Genomic DNA, 24225 nt, shown 5'->3' with positions numbered 1-24225 from the left:
TCCTAGTTCCGGTCCGCGCGCAACAGCGCAACCAACAGATAAATGAACAGCCCCACTGCCAACAGCAGTGACACCCCGTCCAGAACGCTCATGGAAGTTCTCCGTGTTACGGCGCATTGCCGCGTGTGGGTTCATTGTCGGAAGGAAGGCTGTAAAGGAACGAGATCGAGGCCGCGCGCGGGGAATAAAGAAAGCGTAAAGAGTGGGTTTATGCTGGGGTTACAGCTATGTACTGACGGTTTTTTTCCAGATCGGCCCTCGCGCCAATCAGCTCTTTGAGCAAGAATGTCGACCATCGTGCTTATTGCTGGAGAAACAACATGAATGTAATCACCACCGACCTGCCCGGTGTTCTGATCATCGAACCGAAGGTATTTGGTGATGAGCGAGGCTTTTTTTACGAAAGCTTCAACGCAAAAGCTTTTGCGGATGCGACGGGGCTGACCACTCAATTCGTCCAGGACAATCATTCGCGCTCTCAGAAAGGTGTGTTGCGCGGTCTGCATTACCAGCTGGAAAACACCCAGGGAAAATTGGTTCGCGTGACGGTCGGTGAAGTACTCGATGTAGCGGTGGACATTCGCCGCAGCTCGCCACATTTCGGTAAATGGGTCGCTGTGCGCCTGTCCGCCGAGAACCATCGCCAGCTTTGGGTTCCAGAAGGTTTCGCTCACGGCTTCGTGGTATTGAGTGATTTCGCCGAGTTCCTCTACAAAACCACCGACTACTATGCCCCGTCGGCTGAGCGCAGCATTCGTTGGGACGATCCGGACCTGGCCATCGACTGGCAACTGGATGAAGCACCGCAACTGTCCGCCAAGGATCAGGCGGCTGCGTTCTTCAAGGATGCTGAAGTGTTTTCCTGAGTCCGGGCATCTGGGTTCGTCAGAGGCTTGGTGCTGAATGTGCCGACGTTTTCGCGAGCAGGCTTGCTCCCACAGGGGATTTTATTGTTCACAAATCCAGTGTGGGAGCGAGCCTGCTCGCGAAGACGGCAGACCGGGCAACAACGCCCCCAACTGGCGCACCAAAATACAGCTATAAATCGCCGAACATCCCCGATACGACGCCTTTTCATCCATAACGACGACTGTCACCACACTGGCACGCCCACTGCACACGTCCTCCCCGAGCTTTCCAAACCGTTCAGGGAGCAAAGGCATGAACACACAACTCAAACCCACGCTGGGCACGCTACACCTGTGGGGCATTGCGGTCGGGCTGGTGATTTCCGGAGAGTATTTCGGCTGGAGTTACGGCTGGGGCGTGGCCGGGACGCTGGGCTTTCTGGTGACCTCTTTCATGGTCGCCACTATGTATACCTGCTTCATCTTCAGTTTCACCGAACTGACCACTGCGATTCCCCACGCCGGTGGTCCCTTTGCCTACAGCCGCCGTGCCTTTGGTGAGAAAGGTGGATTGATCGCCGGGCTGGCGACGCTGATCGAATTTGTCTTCGCGCCGCCGGCCATTGCCCTGGCAATCGGCGCTTACCTCAACGTGCAGTTCCCCGCCCTCGACCCGAAACACGCCGCAGTCGGCGCGTACGTCGTATTCATGGGTCTGAACATCCTCGGCGTGAAGCTGGCGGCGACCTTCGAACTGGTGGTCTGCGTGTTGGCGGTCGCTGAGTTGCTGGTGTTCATGGGCGTGGTCGCCCCAGCCTTCAGCTTCAGCAACTTTGCCCTCAATGGCTGGGCTGGTTCGGATGTGTTCGGTGCACCGGCGATTGCCGGGATGTTCGCGGCGATTCCGTTCGCGATCTGGTTCTTCCTCGCCATTGAAGGCGCAGCCATGGCCGCCGAAGAAGCCAAGGACCCAAAACGCACGATTCCCAAGGCCTACATCAGCGGTATCCTGACCCTGGTGTTGCTGGCCATGGGCGTGATGTTCTTCGCCGGTGGCGTCGGCGACTGGCGCACCCTGTCGAACATCAACGACCCGCTGCCGCAAGCGATGAAAACCGTGGTCGGCGAAAGCTCCGGCTGGTTGCACATGCTGGTGTGGATCGGCCTGTTTGGGCTGGTGGCGAGCTTCCACGGCATCATCCTCGGCTACTCGCGGCAGTTCTTCGCCCTCGCCCGTGCCGGCTATCTGCCGGCCTCCCTGGCGAAACTGTCGCGCTTCCAGACGCCGCACCGGGCGATCATCGCCGGCGGCGTGATCGGCATCGCCGCGATTTACAGTGATGGCTTGATCAATCTGGGGGGCATGACGCTGACGGCAGCGATGATCACCATGGCGGTGTTCGGCGCCATCGTGATGTACATCATGAGCATGCTCAGTCTGTTCAAACTGCGTAAAACCGAACCGAACCTGGAGCGCACCTTCCGCGCGCCGTGCTACCCGCTGGTACCGTTCATTGCACTGGTGCTGGCGGTGGTGTGCCTCGTAGCCATGGCCTGGTTCAACACACTGATCGGGCTGATTTTCCTCGGTTTCATGGCGGTGGGTTTCGTTTACTTCCAGCTCACCTCGCAACTGCGTGCCGATGCACCAGCGGATGCGATGCTGACCGGGCTTTAAAACGGCCAATGTGGGAGCGAGCCTGCTCGCGAATAAACTGAGGCTGTCGCGGGGTACCTTGCCGACCAGCGCTATCGTTGGCGACTATCGCGAGCGAGCTCGCTCCTACAAGGCCTATCAGGCATAGAATGGAACCACTGCGAAAATCATTCGCTCAAAAGTGGTAGGCACGATCGATTGGCGAAACCCGCCAATCGGCCTGCTTTCAAGGAGAACCCTATGCCCTGGTATGCCTGGTTGATTCTGATCGTTGCAATCGGCTCGATCGTTGGCGGATTGATGATGCTGCGTGACACCGCCAACAAGGTCGAGTTGACCGATGAACAACGTAAACGCGTGGCTGAACGCAACGCGGAAGCGGACGCCAAGGATGCGCAGGACCGCTGAACTGATCTGATAAGGAAATTGTAGGATCGAGCTTGCTCGCGATGAATTCAAAAGCGCCGCGTTTAACCGGAAAACACGCGTAATCGTTTACGACCATCGCGAGCAAGCTCGCTCCTACAAGGACCTGGGACTATTTTTCCCAATCCGCCTTGGCAATGTGCAAGCCATGCAACCCCTTGTACGCCGCACGTTCCGGCTGGCTCCAACCCTCCAGCAACGAATCCTCCAACCGATAAATTTCCACCCCCAGCGGACGACATACGCTCAACGGATCCTGCGCATCCGGTCCCCACATGGCCAGGGAAAGATCACCGCCCGGGCAGGTCGAGAGTGCGCACAGCAGATCGATCTCGGCAAAGAACTCCAGGTAGTCACCCTGCTGCGCCGGGCAGGCTTTCATGAAGTACATGTCGTCGTGATTCAGGCCCGTGCACTGAAAAATGTTCAGCACGTCGTGCACATCGAATTCAGTCAGGCCATGGGGCAGTACCGCGCGGGTCAGGTTGGAGTGGCAGTGATGATGAAAATCTTCGCCGGTGAGCATTTTGTTCACATAGGGATCGCAACGGGTGCCGAGCAAATCGTGCAGGCGGCCACCATGCTCGTCGATGCCGTAACCGGCCAGGCTGTCATCGGTGATGGTCACCAGCGGCCGTAGAAAAGGCAGGTTCGACCACAACCGATCATGGGTGCTGACGTGCGCGCCCTGCAGCTGGCGAGTGCGCGAAGCCCACAGGCGTTCGCGCGGATCGTGGGCATTCCACACGTTGAAGTCGCCCACCTGCGGACCGACAGGCGTCGTCACCCTGAACACATGTCCGGCCGGGACATGCCAGGCGCGGCCGGTGCGAATGGGTACCTCGAACGACTCGATCAGCGTGCGCCCATCCTTCGCGTCGCGCACCCGCTCGTAAAACGCCTTGTCCACCTGCAAGGCCGAACCTTTGCTGACTTGATAGGCCGCCGGATAGTCTTTGTACATGGCACGAATCCTCGATCAGTGATGGGAAGAAGGGGCAAGCATTTGCAACAGCAGATGCTCGGAATCATCGAGATACAGGCTCATCGCCTCCTCGGCGGCGCGTTTGTCACCCTCGACCAGCAGCTCATGGATCAGTCGGTCGCGAGCCAGCCAGGGCGCCTGAAAACTCGATTCATCGGGAGCGGTGCAGAACACCAGGCGCAATTGCGCGACGACGTTGGTGAAGAACTCATCGAACAACGGACTGCGCAGCAACCCGACGATGTGTTGATGAAAGGCCAGGCTGTGGGTGCCGACGTCGCGCCAGTCTTCGCGCTCACGCGCCAGCTCGGTGGCCTCCAGGGCTTCGAGCATCCGGTCGGATTGATAGTCGCGAAGCGGGCGACTCATGCTGATGGCCTGCAGCTCCAGGGTGCGCCGAACCTTGAACAGATCCCGCACATCGTCAAAGCCCAAGCGGCGAACCATGACGCCTTTGTTGCGAACATAACGGGTCAGGCCTTCCTGCCCCAGGCGATGCAGGGCTTCACGAATGGTATTGCGCGAGGCGTTGTAGGCCGACACCAGATCGTTTTCCACCAGCGCCATGCCGGGCAGCAAACGCCCGCCGATAATGTCCGCGCGCAATTCCAAGGTGATGTGATCGGCCAGTGAAAGTCCGTTGCTCATGCTCATTGCCTCAAGATTGTTCAACAATCGTCAAGCAATGAGTAATCACTATTCGTGCCAGTACTTGTGTGCGTTTGAACCAAGTTCGACGCATCTGCATGCTTTTTAGAAGTAGAAGTACAGTCACCATCCAATTTTCATTGGTTAATATGGCGCATTGATGTGGAGATATCAGATGCGTTACTCGCAGGACCATAAAGCCCAGACCCACCAACGCATCATCAAGGAAGCCTCAGAACGCTTTCGCCGTGACGGTATAGGCGCGACCGGCCTGCAACCTCTGATGAAAGCGTTGGGTTTGACTCACGGTGGTTTTTACTCGCATTTCAAATCCAAGGACGAGTTGGTAGAAAAGGCATTGCAGGCTGCCGGCGATCAGGTCGCCGGCATTTGCGCCGAGCTGTTTGCCCAGGAGCGCCCGCTTGAAGCATTCATCGACGCCTATTTGTCTGAATGGCACCAGACTTCGCCCCACGAAGGTTGCCCGCTGCTGACCATGTCATCGGAACTCGGTATGCGCGGGCAGCCGAGCCCAACCTCCGACGAGGTGTTGAACGCCCGGCTTCAACAGATACAAGGCACGCTTGAAGGTGAAAACGTGGTGGACCGAAGCATCGTCATCATGTCGACACTGGTGGGGGCGCTGCTGCTTTCGCGCAGCGTCGAGAATCCCGAGTTTGCCCGGCAGATTCTCGACGTCACGCGGACTCACCTGAACGAGTCCCAGGCCTAGCCGTTCCAGCGCTTGAACAACACGCTGGCATTGACCCCGCCAAAGCCGAAGCCATTGGATAAGGCGTACTCGATGGCCATCGGCCTGGCCTGGCCGTGGACGATATCCACACCCTCGGCAGCAGGGTCCGGGTTATCGAAGTTGAGCGTCGCCGGTACGACCTGATCACGGATGGCCAACAGGGTGAAGATTGCTTCAAGCCCGCCTGCCGCGCCGAGCAAATGCCCGGTGGCGGATTTGGTCGCTGTCACAGCGATCTTGTTATCCGCACCAAACAGCGACTTGATTGCCGCCAACTCACCCAGATCGCCAACCGGAGTCGAGGTCGCGTGCGCATTCAGATGCTGAACCTGCTCCGGCGAAACGCCCGCCTGAGCCAATGCCAAAGACATCGCGCGACGCGCACCGCTGCCATCCTCGGGACCCGCAGTCAGGTGATAGGCATCGGCACTGGTGCCGTAACCCACCAGCTCCGCCAGGGGTTGTGCGCCACGGGCCAACGCATGCTCCAGGGACTCGATCACCAACAGACCGGCGCCCTCGCCCATGACAAAGCCATCACGGCCACTGTCGAAGGGGCGTGAAGCACGCTCGGGGGTGTCGTTGTACCCGCTGGACAAGGCGCGCGCGGCAGCGAATCCCGCGAGGCTGACCCGATCGATCGCAGCCTCCGCACCGCCACACACCGCGATGTCCGCTTCGCCGCAACGAATCAGCCGCGCCGCGTCGCCAATCGCCTGGACCCCGGCCGCGCACGCCGTTACCGGGGCACCCAGCGGGCCTTTGAAACCGTGCTGGATCGACACATGGCCCGCCGCCAGATTGACCAGAAACGACGGGATGGTGAACGGCGACAAGCGCCGAGGACCACGGCTATCCGTCGTACGCACCGCATCGGCAATCGCCCCGAAACCACCCACACCGGAACCAATGATGGTCGCCGTGCGCTCCTGAGCATCGGCGCTCTGCGCCTGCCAACCCGCCTGCTCCAGCGCCTGACGCGCCGCTTCGATGGCGAACAGAATGAAACGGTCCATTTTTTTCTGCTCTTTGGGTGGCGTTGAACGGTCCGGGTCAAAACCCGCTTCCGGATCGTCCACCAGTGACGGCACTGCGCCGCCAACCTTGGCCGGCAGATCGGCCACCACTTCTTCCGGCAAATTACGCAAACCGGAGCGCCCGGCCAACAGACGCTGCCAGACCGCTTCGACTCCACTACCCAGCGGAGACACCAGGCCCATGCCCGTTACAACCACTCGACGATCACTCATACCGCAATACCTCGTGCCGATTTATCGCGCTTCATTTGTAACGCGTAGCGGCTTTGCTTTTGGAAAGGTTAGGCGCCATCACGTGACGGGCCGCGACGAAGGCATCCCAGTCAGCCGCATCCGGCAGGGACGGAATGGTGACCAACTCACCCTGATCCAGGCCCGACAGCGCGGCGTCGACCATCTCGCCCGCTTCCATGACCATCTCCGCCGGGATCTGCGAAGCATCAATACCGGAACGCTCCCAGATTTCAGTACGTGTTACCCCTGGCAACACAGCCTGAACCTTGACCCCGGTGCCATCAAGCTCGGCGTTCAACGATTGGGTAAGGCTCAACACATAAGCCTTGCTGGCGCTGTAGGTGGCATTGAAACGCTCGGGAAACAACGCCACCACCGACGCGATGTTTATGATCGTACCCCGGCCCGCCTTGGCAAAACTGGCCGCTGCAGCCGAAGCCAAGCGCGTGACCGCTGTCACGTTCAACTGAATCATTCGCTCCAGCTGATCGGTGTCGGCATTGGCCAACAACCCATCCGCCGCCACACCGGCGTTATTCAACAGCAGACTGATACTCGAATCGCTGCGCAGCCGTTGCTCGAGTTTGAGCACATCATCCTTTTGCGTCAGATCCGCCTTGAGCACTTCGACCTGAACGCCATACTCGGCGCGCAACTTGCTGGCCGCCTCGTCGAGCCGCTGCTGATCGCGAGCCACCAGCAACAAATCAAAACCACGCGCCGCCAGACGCTGAGCGTAAACCGCGCCAATACCGGAAGAAGCACCGGTGACGAGGGCCGTACCTTGAGACTGGGCAGAATTCATGACTGTGCTCCGCAGGAAATGCTTGTGGGAAGGCCAGGCGCCTGGGCTTTAGGGCACCTGGACGGGAAACTCATTTATTATAGACATAATCTAATCTGAATATGATAGCCGTAATTTTGATGATGCCGATAGAAGGCATGTCTGGTAGCGTTCGCCGAAAAGCAAAAAGGCCGGTCAATGACCGGCCCCTTGGCGTTGAATAATTAGCTTAGTTCACTTCCAGCTTCTCGCGATTGCGATCCAGAATCGCCTTGCCGATGCCCTTCACTTCCAGCAACTCGTCCACCGAGGCGAACGGTCCATTAGTTTCACGATACGCAACAATCGCTTTGGCCTTGGCTTCGCCGATACCGGACAATTCGCGCTGCAAGGTGGGCGCATCGGCGCCGTTCAGATCGACCTTACCGCCCTGTGCCTTTGGCGACACCTCTTGCACCACCGGTGCATTACCCGCCTCCGCCTTCACAGCGGGCGCGGAAATGGCCGCCGCCGAGACACTGGTGAGCAGGGCAAAAACCAGAGAGTAGAAAAAACCAGTACGCATAATGAAGCTCCATGACATCGGTTGAGGAAGCAGCTTTTCCGAAGCTGCCTCCCAAACTTAGGCGATGTCTGGAGCCTGTCAAAAATATGTCCGTTACAGGATATGAAACAATCAGGGTTCGAGGCGACGCTGCTGATAGATCCAGTCAACGATCTCGCCATCGGGGGTGTAGCCACTGACGGTGTCGCGCAGGAGTTGGCGGACGCGTGCGTAATCGTCCTGATCAACGGCAACCAACAGCTCGCGCAAGCGGCCTTTGAGCAAATCCCAGGACAAATGATCCTCGTTGGCGCTCATGATCATCGGATGTTGCGTTGCCGAAACGTTGTCGCCAATCAGCAACTCCTCGTAAAGCTTCTCGCCAGGACGCAAGCCGGTGAATTCGATCGAGATATCGCCTTGCAGGTTTTTCTCCGAACGAACGCTCAACCCGGATAGATGAATCATCTTCTCCGCCAGCTCGACGATCTTCACCGGTTCACCCATGTCGAGCACGAATACATCGCCGCCCTGCCCCATGGAACCGGCCTGGATCACCAGCTGCGCGGCCTCGGGAATGGTCATGAAATAACGGGTGATCTTCGGGTGAGTCACTGTCAGCGGCCCACCGGACTTGATCTGACTGTGAAACAGTGGAATCACCGAACCGGACGACCCCAGCACATTGCCAAAGCGAACCATTGTGAAACGGGTCTTGTTGACCCGGGACACATTAGCCTTGTCGCCGAACAGAACCGGTGCAATCTCGCGACTCAAGGCCTGCAGCGTCAACTCGGCCAGGCGCTTGGTGCTGCCCATCACATTCGTCGGACGAACCGCCTTGTCGGTGGAGACCAACACAAAATTGGACACACCCGATTGCAACGCAGCCTGTGCAGTATTGAGCGTGCCGATCACATTGTTCAGGACGCCTTCGGCGATGTTGTGCTCGACCATCGGCACATGCTTGTACGCCGCAGCGTGATAGACCGTGTCCACGCCCCAGGTCTTCATGACATCCAGCAGCTTGTCCTGGTGACGAATGGAACCGAGGATCGGCAACAGCTGGACAGGAACCGACTCGCGACAGCCGCGCTGCTCCAATTCCGTCAGAATGCTGTAGAGATTGAATTCACTGTGATCGAACAGCAAAAGCGTTGTCGGGCCCAATGTAAAAATCTGCCGGCAAAGCTCCGCGCCGATCGACCCACCTGCCCCCGTGACCATGACTGTTTTGCCTTTGATACAACGCTCGAGCAGATCCGGTTGCGCCGGCACCGAATCGCGCCCCAGCAAGTCAGCGATGTCCACTTCCTGGATGTCTTCGACCTTTACCCGGCCACTGGCCAGATCGGTGAAATTCGGGACGCTGCGGATGTGCAGCGGGAAACGCTCCAGAAAAGTCAGAATTTCCCGACGTCGAGAGCGGGTAGATGACGGCAGCGCCAGAAGGATTTCCTGAGCGCCCGTCACGTCGATCATTTGCTGTATATGTTTGGGCTTATAGACCTGCAGTCCGGCGATCGAACGATCGGCAATGCTTGGATCGTCATCGATAAACGCCACTGGACGCATCGCTCGTCCCATACGAAGCGCCGCAACCAGCTGATTGCCGGCCACGCCAGCACCGTAAATAGCGACTTTGGTGAGCCCGTCATCACGATTGGTGAATGGCACATGCTGGGCGGCAGTGAACCAGTCCCCCATGAAATACTGGCGCATGCACAGTCGCAATCCTCCGATGATGACAAGGCTTAGCCACCAGTAGTTGAAAACGATGGATCGTGGCACCACAGCCTGATGGTTGCTATACCAAAAGACGGTAACGGCCAGAATAAGAGACGAAAGGCTAACGGCTTTAATAATCGCGATAAGGGCATCATTGCCGAAATAACGCATAACGGCGCGGTACATGCCAAAGCGTATGAAGAGTGGGATGGCGATAACCGGTGCGCAAATAAAAAGCCAGAAATGCACCCGGACAGGGTTGTACAAATCGTCAATGCCAAGGCGCACAATAAATGCAAGCCACAACGCAGCCCAGACGAGCAAGACGTCCGTAAGAACCTGAATCAGTCTTTTTTGCCGCCGGGGCAGCCCCAGCAAAAAAGCTCTCAAAACATCCATAAGTCTTTCAAGCACCTCAGTCGCTCCGTTTAACTGAAATTGATGTTTAATACTTCGTCAACCCGACATGGGCAATCGCGCCCCAAGCCTTCCAGAGCCGTTTCAGTCGGTATTGTAGACTCCCTGCACGATGCGCTGGAGAAAAAGCGCCGATACTCGTAGCAAGAGGACAGCCCCTACGCAAAGCTTCTGATGCCAGGAGGAAGGCCTTAGGCCGCCACAGGGTTGGCAATCCCGAAAATTTTGATCTGCCGCTCAATCAGTACACAGAAAACCAGTGCTCCCATCGTCGATCTGATGCGAAAAAAACGCGCGCAATGCTTGTGTTCAGAACCTGTTGGGATCGGAACGGGCTCAGCCTCTAAAGCGACAAGCGCAAAGACCTAAGTGATCGACGACCGGTGCTCAGCTGACCGTATGCAACGAAAATCAAGAAACTAACGCGTGGTTACTATCGAAACCACCTCTTGGCAAGGTTAAATTTATGGATAGACGCGCACGCATTCAGAGCCCCCCCACCGTACGATCTATCACGTGAATTCTACTATTCATCTCAGTACAAAGAGGTATGAATATGCGATTGCCTACCTGCTCTGAAGGTGCCTTGCTGCCAAGTGCTGCCCCCACGGAGTACCGGGTTAGGCACGTATGACACCGGTGGCTCGACCTTAGTCACCCGATTCACCACGGCCGATGTAGCGAAGGTTGGAAAGCTGCTGCAAATCCGAGTCTTGCTCTAACGCACTCCTTTAAGTAGTGCATTTCCGAAAATGTCGCAGCTCATAATGATTCATGGCGAATCAAGTTGTCGCCGCTTATCGTCCATTACGGAAGGGTTGGCGAGGAGATGTCAAGGCTCATTTACTATGATACGATCGCAAAATCTATAAAAGATTATTACATAAGGACGCAGATGGAATTCCCAGCATTTGGTGATGCAGACGCATATGCAACACTCGGACAATCCTGTGCCGATTTCATTGTAAATCTGGGAAGCACAGCTTCAAGTTGTTATAACGGAGTGCGCCCTGTTGGTATTTTGGTCTACCAAGCAATCCCTTACCTGCTGACCAATGACCCCCTAGCATTAAACTACATCACCTTGCTCCTGAATCTCACCTGCCTTTTAATGCTTGTTACAGCCGTATTATTTTTATTCCGAAATCTAAACAATTCGACGCCAGGCCAACGACGTCGAATTGATATCATTGGTGAAACCGCAGTAGTAATCTTCACCTTGATAATTTGTATCGGGTACATTCCTGTTCGCTTGTCCGACATCCAAAGCCTGGCTTTCTTCATCGCATCACTGTCAATACTATCAAACGAAAAAAACAGAGCAAAAACAATTCCACTAATAATAGCTGGACTATTGGCGGGAACTTCTGTTCTTTTGAAGCAAAACTACGTCGTATCAATATTTTTTCTGGTGATTTTTTGGGTTGCGTTCGACCTTAAAAATCAAACCACTAACAAATTCAAACACATCTTCCTGTTTTTAGCCGGAACGTCTGTTTGTTTGATACAAGTCGCCATGGCTTATCATCATGCAGGTGTTTTGTGGTTTTACGAACCAAAAATCATGGCATTGTATGACCCTTCAAATATTCAACCATATGTCGAGCTTGTTGCCTATACAGATCCCGCCCACTCCGTGTATTTGACGCAATTACCAACACCGGTGTCAAAGCTGGAATTCACTGCCGTTAAATTTTATGAAGGTTTCGCAAAATTCTATTGGTCCGTCTACTTAGACAAGCCACCTTTTGATATAAGCCCATATATTCTTGTTTTTAGTAAAATACAGCTAATCTTCCTACAACTCCTGCTCGCTGGAATGTTTTTGGCTGCTTTAGCTACAAGCCTTTTTAAGAACAAATGGATAACAGTGACCTCTCTCGTTGCAGTATCTTCTGGTTTATTGACTGCTGCGATAATGCACACTGAAAACAGATACTATGTGATGACAAAGCTTTTATGCTTCATTGTGGTAGCAGTGGTACTAGTCAATTGGATTAAAAAAATTCGACCGAGACAAAATGCTTGACTATTTGAAGCCAATCAAATACCTGCAGAAACACCATTCTGGCGGTTTTTCCCTGGATTTTCCGCCTGATATGATGTCGCCGACTTGTTGCCTGCAGATGAAAAATCCAGAAAATCAATTTGGAAGATGACAAGCACAATGTTAACTCTATCGACTGTCACCCCAGTGTACTCCGGCCAAGATTATCTTCATGATTTTGTTCTGGAACTCGATAAGGTTCGTATCAAACTCAAGCTTGAGTCTGCACCTATCCAGCTCCAGGAAGCCATTTTTGTCGTAGATGAAGCAATTGATAACTCGGCATCTATTTTGACTGCCTTATCCAAAGAGTTCGACTGGATACGCGTTATTTATCTATCCCGAAATTATGGTCAGCACCCAGCAACGATAGCCGGAATTCTCCACTCCTCAGGTGATTGGATTGCGACACTTGACGAGGACCTGCAGCACCCGCCAAGTGAAATAATCACACTTCTGTCCCAAGCGATCTTGCAGAGCAAAGATGTTGCATATGCCAAGCCCGTTTCGGCGGTTCACGAAAGCTTGATCCGAGATCTTGGCTCACGTGGATTCAAGAGAATGATGGAAATCGTTACCGGCAATAAAAAAATATCTTCATTCAACAGTTTCCGGCTTATGAGAGGCGGGCTTGCAAGAGCAGCAGCCAGCGTTTGTTCTCACGACACATACTTCGATATTTCGCTGACATGGTTTACTAATCGTATCATTTCTGTACCTTTGTCCATAAAAGATCAGCGAGTAATCAGCGGGGAAAAAAGTGGCTATTCACTCAAACAACTACTTTCCCATGCACGAAGAATGGCAATATCAAGCAATACGAAGCTACTACGCTATGCCGGGTTCGCTGGGCTGATCGCTTTTATTGCCTCGATCGTTCTGGTGATTACAACGATTGGTAAGTATTTCTTTTTTCCTGACGGCATAGATGTTCATGGTTGGCCATCCCTATTCACAAGTATTCTGTTTTTTGGCGGATTGCTGGGCATGCTTTCCGCCATTATTGCGGAGTATCTGATGGTCGCCATTCTTCACCTCAATGGCAAGCCTACTTTTTATACAGTCGATAGAAGCCAGGACAATCTCTTGTCCCAATACTTTAATGAGTAATCCATGATTGTTCTTCAAAGTAACCCATCGCTCGACGCCAAGTGCAAAAGAATTGTTCTTATCTTTGGCCTTGGATTAATTGGTAAGGAAATATTCAACTCCTTATTGGCCCAAAGCTATACATACACAACGCATAAATTTGATTGGAACGACAGGGGGCAGCAAGCACAGGACGCTTCCACCTTGATGGCCGAAATCAAAACCATTGTTGCCTGTGAAGCTTATGACAAAGCCGTCGAAGTAGCAGTTGTATGGGCGGCCGGTAGAGCTGGCTTTTCTTCTGGCGACAATGAAATGGCAACTGAAGAGTTATCCTTCAAAGCAATTCTTGATCTTTACAGAAAGCTTGTTGACGCATGCCCGTCAGGTAAATTCAAGTTTCACCTAGTGAGTTCTGCGGGAGGGATATTTGAATCTCAGAGTCATATTGGCGCTGAAAGCACGCCGTCTCCTTGCAGACCTTACGGACACCTTAAACTCAAGTTAGAGATGCTCCTTTCGGAGGTATTGGACAAGGACTCCTGTTTTATATACAGACCAAGCTCCGTGTATGGACTGTTGAATAGCGGTCGCTCGGGTCTAATCTCTACACTGATAAAAAATGGACTATTAAACAAAGAAGTTCAAATATTTGGCAGCATGGATACATTGAGGGATTATGTGTTCAGTGGTGATATTGGAGAATATATAGCGAATAAAATAACAAAAAAACCGGACAATTACGGCACCCATTTCCTGGTATCCGGACGCCCTACTTCCATATTGCAGCTGAAAATCACGGTAGAGCGAATACTAAACAAAAAAATATATATTTGCTCCAGCCTGTCAGGGTCTAACTCGGAGAATATTACCTTTAATCACTCTTGCCTGCCATATGACTGGCGTCCAACTGAAATCAATCTTGGCGTAAAAAAAATTTACTCCGAGTATTTTTTACAAGACCATTATTGAATAATTTACCAAATAGATATTCAAGGAGCATCGGACGTGCCGCCCGAGCTCCATGAAGATCAATCGGTGCGATTACTGATGGGGACTTTTCGAAGCCAAGCCGGGTGAGAATACATAGAAACGCGTCAAAGCATACATTGTTAAGGTGTATACGATAGCTGCAACAATTTGAGCCAGTATTACTGCCAACCCGAATTTGTCCAACGCGATGTGCAGAACAATAAAGTTCAGGGCAAAGGCTACGAAGAATGCGATCAGGTATCGCATGCTTTCTTTTACGAAGCTACCGTTACTACGAAACACCATCTTCTTGGACAATACAAAACCCAAAATGAACCCTGCCGCATAACCGGAGACATTCGCGAGCGATGGCGAAAGACCGGCCCACATTGCCAGAAATATGACGGCAAAACCCACCAGGGTATTAAACAGGCCACTGCCTAAGTAACGCCCTATATAGCTCGACTCAACCTGCCATCTGGACATAGTACTGAGCCCCCAATGGCAATCGTTTGAGCCACGGTTCAAGTTTACGCAGGAAAGCTAATTGTTTAGGGAAAAACAGCGTATAGGAATGTTGCTCCCTCGCATACCCAGCCTTTCGCGCCAATTCGAGGGCAGTACTCAGATTCAACATCTCGGCATCTGCATCGAATGGGCAGCGCTCAAAAATCCAGCGCGTCATGGGATTGTAAGGATTATGTTCAAACATGAACATTTGCCCATCCCTACTTAGGGATTTTCGGCACAGAACAAGCGCCGGCAAGCGCTCGGTGACTGGAATATGATGGAAGACGTTGGCGGCAATAATGGCATCAAACTGCACGTCGCCCAAGGTTGACCAGTCGGAGAACAGGACTGCTTCCGGCAACTGAGTCGAGGCGACTTTCAACGATTCCGGGGAGACGTCGTAACCCCATATTTCGCAGTCCGGGAAGTAGCTCTTCAGAAATATCAGGCTTCTTCCAGCACCGCAACCAAAGTCGAGGATACGAGTAATTTTTTTTCCCTTCAGGCGCGAAGCCATTAGCGCGATCTTGTACTCGGCAAAATAGGCGTCTTCATTCAACGCATCGGGGATGGTCTCACCGAGAACCTGATTATACTCATCCGCAAACTTATCAAACTCGGGTTTGTTCATGTAATCCCGTTCCTTGCCATGTAGTGCTACCAATAATGAACTGCTGCTTGCCGTTTAATTTCAGATAAGTCCGCCCCAGGTATTCCCCTACCATTCCTATACATAATGTTTGAATACCACCGATAAACAGCATAATGGCAATCAATGATCCCCAGCCTGCTTGATATTCTGGATTAAGTATTTTCGCCCCACCCACAAAAACAACTGTAACCAAACTGAGAGCTGTCAGCACAAACCCCAGGTAAGTAGCGATTCGCAGAGGCAGAATCGAGAAGCTTGTGGCCATTTTCAGCCAAAGTGACAACAGTCGCCGAAAGTTATAATTACTTTCTCCCTCATACCGTGCGAGGTGGACAATATCGATAGTGGTAAAGGACTGTGTGACATTCAGGATCAGGCCATCGACATAGGCATATGGACCATCATACTTGACGATATCTTCAACGATTTCTCGCCGCATGGCCTTGAATGAAGAAAGATACAAGTCTTTAGGCTTGTCCAGCAAAACCGAAGCGACAGCGTCGTTGAATCGGCTGCCAGCCTTTTTCCACCAGGCATGTTGTCGATTCAGATATCGGGTGTAGCAGACGTCATAACCACTTTCGAGCGCTCTCACCATGTCTCCGAGGGCGGTTGGAGGGTGTTGAAGATCATCGTCCATGATTGCGACAAATTGACCGCGAACGTGATTGAGCCCTGCCATTATTGCATTGTGTTGCCCGGCGTTTTTTCGCAGGTCGATGCCGCGTACAAAATCATGTGTCGCAGCAAGGGACTGAATGACCGCCCAGCTATTATCGGGTCCGGCATCATTTACGAGGATCAGTTCGAACGAGCCTGACAGCCCCTCCTTAATCATCGCTTCCTGTGTCTGCTGTACCAGCGTCGGCAAAATGGTAGCACTTCGGTAGACAGGCACAACGATCGACAACTTTATATACTTATCTTCTATGATCATCATACGGCGTCATCAGTCTCATTTTCTTCATTTTCCGAAGCTTTGGTTTCTTTCTCGACCACTTACCGACTGTCGGCAACCGGACACTGGCCGATTTCTGAATTACCAGTTGAATCCGCTCATCTCCAGTGCCCCCCCCAGACTGAAAATCAAGCCGCAGGTGCCAACTTCTGATAAGGGGGATGCGGCCGAGCGCCGGACGTTCGTGATTGTACGTCCAAAGTCAGTCCGCGCCATAGTCTTGAGCTTCGGAAGCGACCAAACAACTCCTGAACCAGTCACCCCGAGCCCTCGGATCGTATCGTTCGGCATGTGGATTTTGTACTCGAAACAAATCCACTGCCCGCCCTGACCCGAAGCGGCAGCCCCATTCCGAAGGCCTATTTTACATTGGCCCGGCCCTGGTTCATCCTGCGATCTATCGAACGAATGCACAACCCGAGCATTAATCGTAATGCGATGTAGCAGTCTATACGTGAAAGGAAAGCGAGTGCGTGTGCCTGGAGGTGAACCAGACACACGTCCATTGGATGGCAAAAATACAGGGTATGGGTGTCAGTAATTAAGGTATTGAATTAACGCACTAACTGCAAAAGTACATCTTCAAAAAATTTCAGCTCATTTTTACGTATCGGCTTTGCTGGAACTCCTGTAACGACGGTGTACGGCTCTACATCTTTCGTCACAACCGCACCGGCCCCCACAAATGCGCCTTCACCGATTTTGACGAAAGGAAATATGGTTGCATTTGTACCTATGGTTGCATAGTTGCCTATTTCGACCATGCCTGTAATAGCTGCGTTACCCATCACGTGAACGCCATCACCAATAGTGCACTCGTGGTCAACAGTAGCGTTAGTATTTATTATTGTATGTTTCCCAATGGTACTGAACTTGTGCACTACAGCACCTGGCATGATCTGACAGCCAACTCCAACTGATGCTGTAGGTTCAACAAAACTCCTTTCATGAATGAGGGTTACGGGACTTAGTCCGGCCCTTTCTAAATACTCCGCCGTTCTTACCCTTGCGTAACCATGCTCACCGCCAATACAAACCACATAGTGCGTGACTCGAGATACACTTGACCTAAGGACATTGACATCGTTAATAAACAACGCTGGCGTTTCAAATGGAGCAGCTTGAAGTGTATTATCAAAAATGATGTCAGCCAGACCACTATTACTTTCTTTTAACATCTCTTCGATAATCCGGGCCTTGCTTTTAGCCCCCCATAGCAAGACAGATGGTAATTTGCTATCAGATTTCGTTTCGCATGTATTTTGTGTCATTGCCTATACGTCCGTTTTTAGCGTGGCTGCATTTAACTTTCGACCCGAAAGGAAGTATAGCAAATTGATACGCAAGGCAGCACCATCGAAATAATAAAATCCAAGCCGTACAACCGCTCGACTTCAATCCGTGCGCACTGATCAGATATTCGCTGCGTATATAGGTACGTAAGGCATCCTTGATGCAATAGCTTATTCACAAGCGCGCTGCGCGGGTCCAATTTCAAATGATCAACACGGAAAATCCTTCGGGGCGCACGCTTATGTGACGATCAACCTTGCGCATCGTCTTCCGACGCTTTGAGTTGTAAATCGCTAATCATCTTATGTTGTCGATCGATATAGGATTGTTGATTTTCGATATAATTAGCTTGATTACTGATATACTCGCAAAGCTCGGTCTCGCGCCTTTGCTTACCTTCATTGAGCCTTCCAATATACCAAACAAATACTTCTTGAAGAATATCAGGACCATACCCTGTTACATCAACACCCCCTCCAATAAATTTAGCAGGCAACGTCTCACAAACCATCGACACCGCTTTCTTGTACTTTTTGATTCTTAGAAAATGTTCAAAAAGTATTTGCGCAAACTGCTCCTTTTCGAGTTCATCCATCCATTCGGAAGCCTTATATGGATCCCAATTATCAATATTTTGAATTTGTAGATATGATGTGCGATTGCACTCTTGGTATTTCTTGGCAAGAGAAGCATACAATGTAACACTATTCCCCAGGGAATCAGGAAGTGACATCCCATTCTCTACCGCCAGAACCTTTTCAAGAAAGAGCAGTTCAAAACCTTGTGATATACGAACCCACATATCGTAATCACATACACGCTTTAGCAAAACACTGGGATCAAACCATCCAGTTTTTAAAAAAACGCTTCGACGAATCAACGTAGAACAATTAGGTATGATATTACGCTGTAATAGAGTTTCTCGATCAAAAACCTCTCCGAGAATACTGGATGAATCGCCTAAGTTCATTTGCGCTTGAGCATAGACCATCCCCGCATCAGGATTGCATTTCGCAACTTCAATCAACGAACTTAGAAGATCAGGCTTCCAGACACAATCATCGAATTGCCAGGCAATAAACTCACCACTGGTTTGCCTGAAGGCAAACCCACAAGTGAATGCAGGCAGACCAATATTCTCCTCAAACCGGACATGACGAACGCGGGAGTCTTTGGCAGCAATATCAGAAATAGTGGAAGCCGAATCATCAACGGACCCATCATCAACTACAAATAGCTCGAAATCAGGCATATCTTGCTCTAATACGCTCATAATTGCATCACGCAGGTAACCTGATGCATTTCGGCTATATGTTGGTAGAAGTACAGAAACCAGAGGCATAAATATCACTCCAGTATTAACTCGCACCATTCAATCCTGACTATATCTAAAGAGACAATATAATCAAATTTTCATCAGTTCGACATTATCTTTAATCAGTGTAGCAAAAAAATCGAAGCAGCACGCACATCAAGCGACTTGGGCTCACGACTTGAACAAGCACTATTCTTGCAGGGCGATGCGACCAACACTAATATGTGTTGAAGAATTGTAGGTCGCTCACGCTGTGAGCGACCATAAAAACAGAGGGGCTTTACTATACATCTGAATGTCCGGGCATTCCGAACTACCACACACACTCACGCAAATAATATCTCTACTCTTGTTTGAGTTTCCCAGTTACGCCGGCCACTCCATCCAACGTGCCTTTGAGCATCATTTTCAAACACGCGCTCCGCGACGTCGAAAAGAGCCCAAAGAAAACCAATGCCCGCAAGCATCTCGCCATATCTGCAAACTTCCAATTCAATGGCATATAGGATCTGCGTTGAAGAAGTATGCTATTTCTAAACATATAATAATAGCGAAACGGCGAATGATACGGAACTGTCCTCCACCGTAAAAACCAGAACCTTATTCTGCGGTCACCAATTGAATGAAGCATCACTGCATCGGGTACTCCAAAGAGTCTGTATTCTTTAGATTTAGCCCTAAAGCACCATTCAGTATCAACATGATCGATAAACAAACTCGCGTCCATATCACCAATTTGGTCAATGGCGGAGAGAGGGATAAGCGAGCCAGAAGATATCAAGAAATCAGCTTCGATCGGCCCTCCACCCTCGACACAGGGTGTTCGCTTGAATCCCAAAACACCTACGCGCACAAAGCTCGATAACACCCCCCCCTGCGTGTCTTTGTAACACGGAGCAACAGCGGCTAGCGGTATACCTGCAAGTCGCAAACCAGTAGCTGCCAAATTCAACTTTTTAATCATATTCGCGTCTGGACAACTATCCTGATCGAATAATGCAACGTAGGTGGAACCAGATTTGCGCGCATATTCGATACCGACATTCTGCGCATGAGCAATTCCCAAATTATCACCCAGTCTTAACACAACCAGATTATTAAGATGCCCCTCTGACACCACAAAACTCTCTAAACACTCAGGGGAGCCATTGTCCACAATGACAATGTGATCAACCTGAAGTGCCAGCGAATTAAGCAAATTCTTTAAGTTCGCCAAATCGGGATGGTAGGTGATGACTACGGCACAGACTGATGACACCTGACTATTCATAAAAAACTCGAAAAATAACGCCGTTCCGGCAACACTTTGAAAGTCCACGATTGGAAACCTCAAGAGTAATCACTTGAAAACTCTCTTGGTACGTCTGTAAAACGCGAAAAACAGCGATTTAACACCACCTGATGCATGAATCTGTCGTAAGCGGCTGAACAGTTGAACTGAACTAGTTCGGGCTAAGTAATGACGTCTAACAAGCGTTCGATCGGGTGCGTTTAATATAGTCTCAAACCGCGTGACCAGAGGTCTTACTATCAGATCCCAGTGGAAACGCTCAGAATATTGAAGCGATTTTTTGTGAAACTTTTCAAGCGCGTTTCGATCATTCATCACGAATGCTATGGCCTTTACCCAAGCATCCTCATCTTCATAATCAACAGCTATACCTACTTGTTCAACAGCTAGGGCATCACCAAAGACATCGCCTTTGGTAGCGATTATTGGCAGACCGCACCAGAGATAATCCAGCATCCTGGTGCGAAATGAAAAGCGAGTCTCAGGATTATCAAAGTGAGAACTGATGCCAATGTCCGCGTCCAATAGAAAATTATGGCGATCGTGATAGTCGACCCAGCCAAAATTGAAATGAACGAACTTCCCGCTCAGTCCCAACTCAGAAGCCAGTTCGACGGCCCTGGCACACATATCATGTTGAACAATATCTGGATTAGGATGGGTCACACCAATGAACACAAGGTGTACACGCCGCCCCTCCGAAACTAATCGATGTACTGCTCTAATTGGTGTCAGAGGATCGAACCACTGATAAAGCCCGCCCCCCCAAACAAGAACAAAATCATCGTGGGGAATATCAAACTGCGAACGTAGGGCCCGTTTGGTTAGCACTGGTTTCAGCGCAGACAAACCAAATGGCAAAATCGAGATAAGATCTGAAACATTTGCGTGACTGGCTTGCGGCCATCGATGAGCATTTACACGCCCCGCCAGCGTCAAGGCTCCCAGCCAAAACTGCAGTTGTTTTTCACTCGCGCAAAGAAAGTGATCAGCATAAACAAGTTGTTCGTGAAGCACATCAGATAAAAAATTACTGGTCCCCCCCCTCACATCAAGATCCAGACCTTCAGAAGCCTGGTGATACTCAAGAGGAACAGGACAGTAGAGGTCGGCAACCAAGGTCGCTTTGTTTTTTTTCAGAAATGGATGAGTTCTAAGTGCATCCCCTTGGACAATGATTATGTCGGCGGACTTAGCCCATGGCTTGAATCTCGAATCAGCAACACTGCACATCTCGAAAGAGAAGCTAACATTATCGTCGATTCGAGGCGCGCACAGTTTTACCGTAAAAAACTCAGAGAGTACCTTTGCAATTTCTACACATCTAATTGCTGGACCGGCCATCTTCAGTCCGACAATGTCACTGCATAAAACCATGACTATTTTTTTTGTCACGCAGCGCCAGCCTTAATGAAGTAGAAATTCGCAACAATCAATGAAAATAATGCAATCAGCAACACAATATGCTTAATCGTTAAACGACTTAAAAAGGCTGTAATTTTTCTCTTCAACAGAATTTTGATCAATGTGACTGGGTGATCTGAATTCGCCAATGCAATGGCAATCAGTGGCAAATTATGTGAATGATAACGCTTAACATAGCTAAACCGGAATCGTGACAATGCTGTCGATGGGGGGCTTTCAGGAATTTTTGAAAGTGCAACTTTCCAAATCGGCGCAATGGACTCGTGAGAATAATTTTCATCCACAAAATCGTAGGCGCCCTGTGTTACCTTTTCATTTAAACCCTTGTCATCTATTAACCTTTTTATCGCATCAATCCAAGCCTCGGTAGTATTTTTTACTAAGATCCCAGACTCTCCTGAACGGATAGATTCAATATACGGGCTTGTGTTGCTGTATACACCAGGAATATGGCAACCACCATACTCTCTAAATTTATTGTTAGTTTTAGAAGCGTTGAATTCACTTTCCATCAGCGGCGCGAGACCAACTGTCCATTTTCGAGAAATTTTGAAAGACAGAAAAGCCGCATAATCCGAAGAGCCAGGAAACCACTGAACGTTATTCAGGGCACGCAAGCTATCAGATATGCCTCCGATAAACTCGAAACGAATGTCGGGACGCTCTTTACCAAGCTGCTTGACTACCGGTTCAAGGAACTTGAATTCCTCTTCCTTGAAACCTCCAGCGTATCCAACCACTGGGCTTGAATCCGATCTGGATTCTGTACTGCTCTCAATTTCTCGAATAAGTGACATGTCAAATGGAACAGGCAAAAGATCACATTTGACTCCTGGAAAGCGTTGAGCAATGAAGTCAGCCAGCATCTTATTGTGAGTAATTACAAATGCTGCCCCTCGAACAAATTCGTCCAGAGCACTTACAACCCTTTCCGACTGGTAATAACGTGCCAATTCACTTGTGCCAGTTATTTTCCAAAAGTTATCATCCAAATAATAGGCATAAGTAATGCCGTTTTTTCGTAAGTACGCAGGAAGCCAGCGAAACCTGGGATCGCTTACACGGCAAAAAATATTCGAACCACTACTTAAAGATGCCCAATCAATATTTGTCAACAACTCTGTATGGCAATTACCTTCACCGACTACATCATTCAGCAGGCGAGAAATAATCCTCGTCGTGGAAATATCACCCTCAATCCAAAAGTTAATTCTGTTGAGCGACATAAAAATTCCATAATTACCAGGTTGACTTACGTATCTTTGCGGCTTTCAGCTTACTTATTAAAATCCAGTTTTATCTACAACGAATTCTGATAAATAATTACTATTATTTATTAACAACACATAAAAAACAAACAACACATCACAATAAAAAAGGCCGCCAGAATAATTAGCGGTTTACCACTTACCCCATAAAACGCTCCAGCACTGAAGTACAGTGACTGGAGCATTTCAAATCACAACTTAAGAATCGACGCTAATTCTGACGATTTCCTTAAGCTTAGAGACAATGAAATCAACATCCTGCTTGGTAACGCCCATGTGCATTGGCAAAGAAATAAGTTCTTTACTTATCTCATGCGCCACAGGGCACGTGCCAGCACCGAAGCTATAAAGCTTATACTCGGTATTATCACGATAATGCACCCCAGGATATATCTCATTCTCATTCAGGGCCATTAACACTTCGTCACGCTTTGCAACACGAACCTGGAACAGATGGCGGGAAGACTCGCATCCTGGTGCTACTTGGACGATACGGATCAACTCGTCCTCTTCCAGCCCCTCCTGGTACCATGCTGCCAGTTGACGACGATAAGCATTGTCCCGATCAAGATATTTCAAGGAGACAAGGCCAATGGCTGCCATGATTGAGTTACCATGGTATTTAAAGCCTAACTCCTCAACATCATACATCCACTTATAAGCGCCCTGACTGGCAGTGCGAGCATAAGTATCCTTATTGATGCCAAGCCATGTCAGCTTACGGGCATGAGCATCATCTTCAGCGTCAGCAAAGCAAATCATCCCAGAGTCAGCTGTAGCCAGGTTTTTCACAGCTTGGAAACTGAAGACAGTTACGTCGGCATCATGGCCAATGTGCTTACCATCAACTCGAGTTCCCGACATATGCGCAGCATCAAGCACAACTTTGATGCCACGATCTTTACAGAGCTTGAGTACTTTGTCGTATTGACCAGTATTACCACCCAGCCCAACAAAGATTAGAGCCTTTGTTTTATCGGTGATTTTCTTCTCAACATCAACTGGATCAAGGCAGAGAGACTCATCGACATCGGCAAATACCGGGGTGAGTTTTGCTTCAAGAATCGCGTGGTTTGTCGAAACGAAAGTTAATGGTGTCGTAATGACTTCGGCATCGTCAGACCAACCATACTTGGCTTTCATCATATGGAAAGCCAGATGCAGGCCGACAGTGTTTGAACTCAGAAAGTGAGCATGCGGCAGGCCAGTATACTCTTTCCAGGAATCTTCAAATTGAATAGTCTTGAAGCCAAGTCCTGTCCAGCCTTTTTCAAGACACTCTCGAATCCCTTCAAGACATTCATCTACTCTGAAATTCGGAACAAATAATTGAACAGCCACAA

At 50.4% G+C, this 24225-nt stretch carries 24 protein-coding genes; 7 read left to right on the top strand and 17 right to left on the bottom strand.

Annotated elements, in window-relative coordinates; translation table 11 throughout:
* Positions 1 to 2: 2 nt before the first annotated feature.
* Positions 3 to 92 carry a K(+)-transporting ATPase subunit F gene (gene kdpF, locus CKW21_RS24845; protein ID WP_007899818.1) on the bottom strand — a complete coding sequence of 30 codons (90 nt, stop codon included), beginning with the start codon at positions 90 to 92 and terminating at the stop codon, positions 3 to 5.
* A 228-nt stretch (positions 93 to 320) separates the two neighbouring features.
* Between kdpF and rfbC the strand changes: the two genes are divergently transcribed.
* The 3 genes from rfbC (at position 321) to CKW21_RS24830 (ending at position 2913) form a co-directional block, all read left to right on the top strand.
* Complete coding sequence (rfbC, locus tag CKW21_RS24840; RefSeq protein WP_095196523.1) at positions 321 to 866, top strand: dTDP-4-dehydrorhamnose 3,5-epimerase; 546 nt, start codon at positions 321 to 323, stop codon at positions 864 to 866.
* Positions 867 to 1161: 295 nt separating this feature from the next.
* On the top strand, positions 1162 to 2526 hold the full coding sequence (gene eat, locus CKW21_RS24835) for an ethanolamine permease (protein WP_095196522.1): 1365 nt from the start codon (positions 1162 to 1164) through the stop codon (positions 2524 to 2526).
* 219 nt (positions 2527 to 2745) lie between these two features.
* Positions 2746 to 2913: a DUF2897 family protein gene (locus tag CKW21_RS24830; RefSeq protein ID WP_009050155.1), complete on the top strand. Its 168-nt coding sequence runs from the start codon at positions 2746 to 2748 to the stop codon at positions 2911 to 2913.
* Between the two features lie 130 nt (positions 2914 to 3043).
* On the opposite strand, the gene CKW21_RS24820 is transcribed toward CKW21_RS24830, so the two are convergent.
* Both CKW21_RS24820 and CKW21_RS24815 read right to left on the bottom strand, forming a co-directional pair.
* Positions 3044 to 3895: a DUF1989 domain-containing protein gene (locus CKW21_RS24820; protein WP_095196521.1), complete on the bottom strand. Its 852-nt coding sequence runs from the start codon at positions 3893 to 3895 to the stop codon at positions 3044 to 3046.
* Between the two features lie 15 nt (positions 3896 to 3910).
* Positions 3911 to 4564 carry a GntR family transcriptional regulator gene (locus tag CKW21_RS24815; RefSeq protein WP_095196520.1) on the bottom strand — a complete coding sequence of 218 codons (654 nt, stop codon included), beginning with the start codon at positions 4562 to 4564 and terminating at the stop codon, positions 3911 to 3913.
* A gap of 175 nt (positions 4565 to 4739) precedes the next feature.
* Between CKW21_RS24815 and CKW21_RS24810 the strand changes: the two genes are divergently transcribed.
* Positions 4740 to 5297: a TetR/AcrR family transcriptional regulator gene (locus CKW21_RS24810; RefSeq protein WP_095196519.1), complete on the top strand. Its 558-nt coding sequence runs from the start codon at positions 4740 to 4742 to the stop codon at positions 5295 to 5297.
* On the opposite strand, the gene fabF is transcribed toward CKW21_RS24810, so the two are convergent.
* From fabF to CKW21_RS24790, 4 genes are all read right to left on the bottom strand, one after another.
* The gene (gene fabF, locus CKW21_RS24805; RefSeq protein ID WP_095196518.1) at positions 5294 to 6568 is read right to left on the bottom strand and encodes a beta-ketoacyl-ACP synthase II; all 1275 of its coding nucleotides are present in this window, start codon (positions 6566 to 6568) and stop codon (positions 5294 to 5296) included. The two genes, CKW21_RS24810 and fabF, sit on opposite strands and share 4 nt — an antisense overlap.
* A gap of 31 nt (positions 6569 to 6599) precedes the next feature.
* Positions 6600 to 7394, bottom strand: a complete 795-nt coding sequence (locus CKW21_RS24800; protein WP_095196517.1) for an SDR family oxidoreductase — start codon at positions 7392 to 7394, stop codon at positions 6600 to 6602.
* Between the two features lie 208 nt (positions 7395 to 7602).
* Positions 7603 to 7938, bottom strand: a complete 336-nt coding sequence (locus CKW21_RS24795; protein ID WP_095196516.1) for a helix-hairpin-helix domain-containing protein — start codon at positions 7936 to 7938, stop codon at positions 7603 to 7605.
* Positions 7939 to 8049: 111 nt separating this feature from the next.
* Positions 8050 to 10044 (bottom strand): nucleoside-diphosphate sugar epimerase/dehydratase, encoded by a 1995-nt coding sequence (locus CKW21_RS24790; protein ID WP_095196515.1) that lies wholly within the window; start codon positions 10042 to 10044, stop codon positions 8050 to 8052.
* A gap of 913 nt (positions 10045 to 10957) precedes the next feature.
* On the opposite strand from CKW21_RS24790, the gene CKW21_RS24785 reads away from it, so the two are divergent.
* The gene (locus tag CKW21_RS24785) at positions 10958 to 12091 is read left to right on the top strand and encodes a hypothetical protein (RefSeq protein ID WP_141233019.1); all 1134 of its coding nucleotides are present in this window, start codon (positions 10958 to 10960) and stop codon (positions 12089 to 12091) included.
* Between the two features lie 14 nt (positions 12092 to 12105).
* Here CKW21_RS24785 and CKW21_RS31970 read toward each other — a convergent pair whose 3' ends face one another.
* Positions 12106 to 12228, bottom strand: coding sequence for a hypothetical protein (locus tag CKW21_RS31970; RefSeq protein WP_256590331.1), 123 nt, complete (start codon positions 12226 to 12228; stop codon positions 12106 to 12108).
* 1 nt (position 12229) lies between these two features.
* On the opposite strand from CKW21_RS31970, the gene CKW21_RS24780 reads away from it, so the two are divergent.
* Together CKW21_RS24780 and CKW21_RS24775 are read left to right on the top strand one after the other, a co-directional pair.
* Positions 12230 to 13219: a glycosyltransferase gene (locus tag CKW21_RS24780; RefSeq protein ID WP_170948720.1), complete on the top strand. Its 990-nt coding sequence runs from the start codon at positions 12230 to 12232 to the stop codon at positions 13217 to 13219.
* Between the two features lie 3 nt (positions 13220 to 13222).
* Positions 13223 to 14170: an NAD-dependent epimerase/dehydratase family protein gene (locus CKW21_RS24775; RefSeq protein WP_095196512.1), complete on the top strand. Its 948-nt coding sequence runs from the start codon at positions 13223 to 13225 to the stop codon at positions 14168 to 14170.
* Positions 14171 to 14242: 72 nt separating this feature from the next.
* Here the strand turns inward: CKW21_RS24775 and CKW21_RS24770 are convergent, their stop codons facing one another.
* From CKW21_RS24770 to CKW21_RS24730, 9 genes are all read right to left on the bottom strand, one after another.
* Positions 14243 to 14656 (bottom strand): GtrA family protein, encoded by a 414-nt coding sequence (locus CKW21_RS24770; protein WP_095196511.1) that lies wholly within the window; start codon positions 14654 to 14656, stop codon positions 14243 to 14245.
* Positions 14637 to 15311 (bottom strand): trans-aconitate 2-methyltransferase, encoded by a 675-nt coding sequence (locus CKW21_RS24765; RefSeq protein ID WP_095196510.1) that lies wholly within the window; start codon positions 15309 to 15311, stop codon positions 14637 to 14639. Before CKW21_RS24765 ends, CKW21_RS24770 begins: the two co-directional genes overlap by 20 nt.
* Positions 15292 to 16272: a glycosyltransferase family 2 protein gene (locus tag CKW21_RS24760; protein WP_095196509.1), complete on the bottom strand. Its 981-nt coding sequence runs from the start codon at positions 16270 to 16272 to the stop codon at positions 15292 to 15294. The genes CKW21_RS24765 and CKW21_RS24760 overlap by 20 nt, the downstream gene beginning before the upstream one ends.
* Before the next feature lie 572 nt (positions 16273 to 16844).
* A complete protein-coding gene (locus CKW21_RS24755; protein ID WP_095196508.1) occupies positions 16845 to 17561 on the bottom strand; it encodes a NeuD/PglB/VioB family sugar acetyltransferase in 717 nt (238 codons plus the stop codon).
* A 272-nt stretch (positions 17562 to 17833) separates the two neighbouring features.
* Entirely contained in the window at positions 17834 to 18925 is a 1092-nt protein-coding gene (locus CKW21_RS24750; RefSeq protein WP_170948719.1) for a glycosyltransferase family A protein, read from the bottom strand.
* A gap of 316 nt (positions 18926 to 19241) precedes the next feature.
* Positions 19242 to 20216, bottom strand: coding sequence for a glycosyltransferase family 2 protein (locus CKW21_RS24745; RefSeq protein WP_095196506.1), 975 nt, complete (start codon positions 20214 to 20216; stop codon positions 19242 to 19244).
* A gap of 21 nt (positions 20217 to 20237) precedes the next feature.
* The gene (locus tag CKW21_RS24740) at positions 20238 to 21533 is read right to left on the bottom strand and encodes a glycosyltransferase family 4 protein (protein ID WP_170948718.1); all 1296 of its coding nucleotides are present in this window, start codon (positions 21531 to 21533) and stop codon (positions 20238 to 20240) included.
* Between the two features lie 47 nt (positions 21534 to 21580).
* Complete coding sequence (locus CKW21_RS31240) at positions 21581 to 22840, bottom strand: glycosyltransferase (RefSeq protein WP_141233016.1); 1260 nt, start codon at positions 22838 to 22840, stop codon at positions 21581 to 21583.
* Between the two features lie 240 nt (positions 22841 to 23080).
* Entirely contained in the window at positions 23081 to 24223 is a 1143-nt protein-coding gene (locus CKW21_RS24730; RefSeq protein ID WP_095196503.1) for a DegT/DnrJ/EryC1/StrS aminotransferase family protein, read from the bottom strand.
* Between the last annotated feature and the right edge of the window lie 2 nt (positions 24224 to 24225).

Source organism: Pseudomonas sp. Irchel 3A7 (assembly GCF_900187565.1).
Classification (GTDB): Bacteria; Pseudomonadota; Gammaproteobacteria; order Pseudomonadales; family Pseudomonadaceae; genus Aquipseudomonas.
The sequence above is the reverse complement of the archived record's forward strand: the minus strand, read 5'-3'. Positions and strand labels throughout refer to the sequence as shown.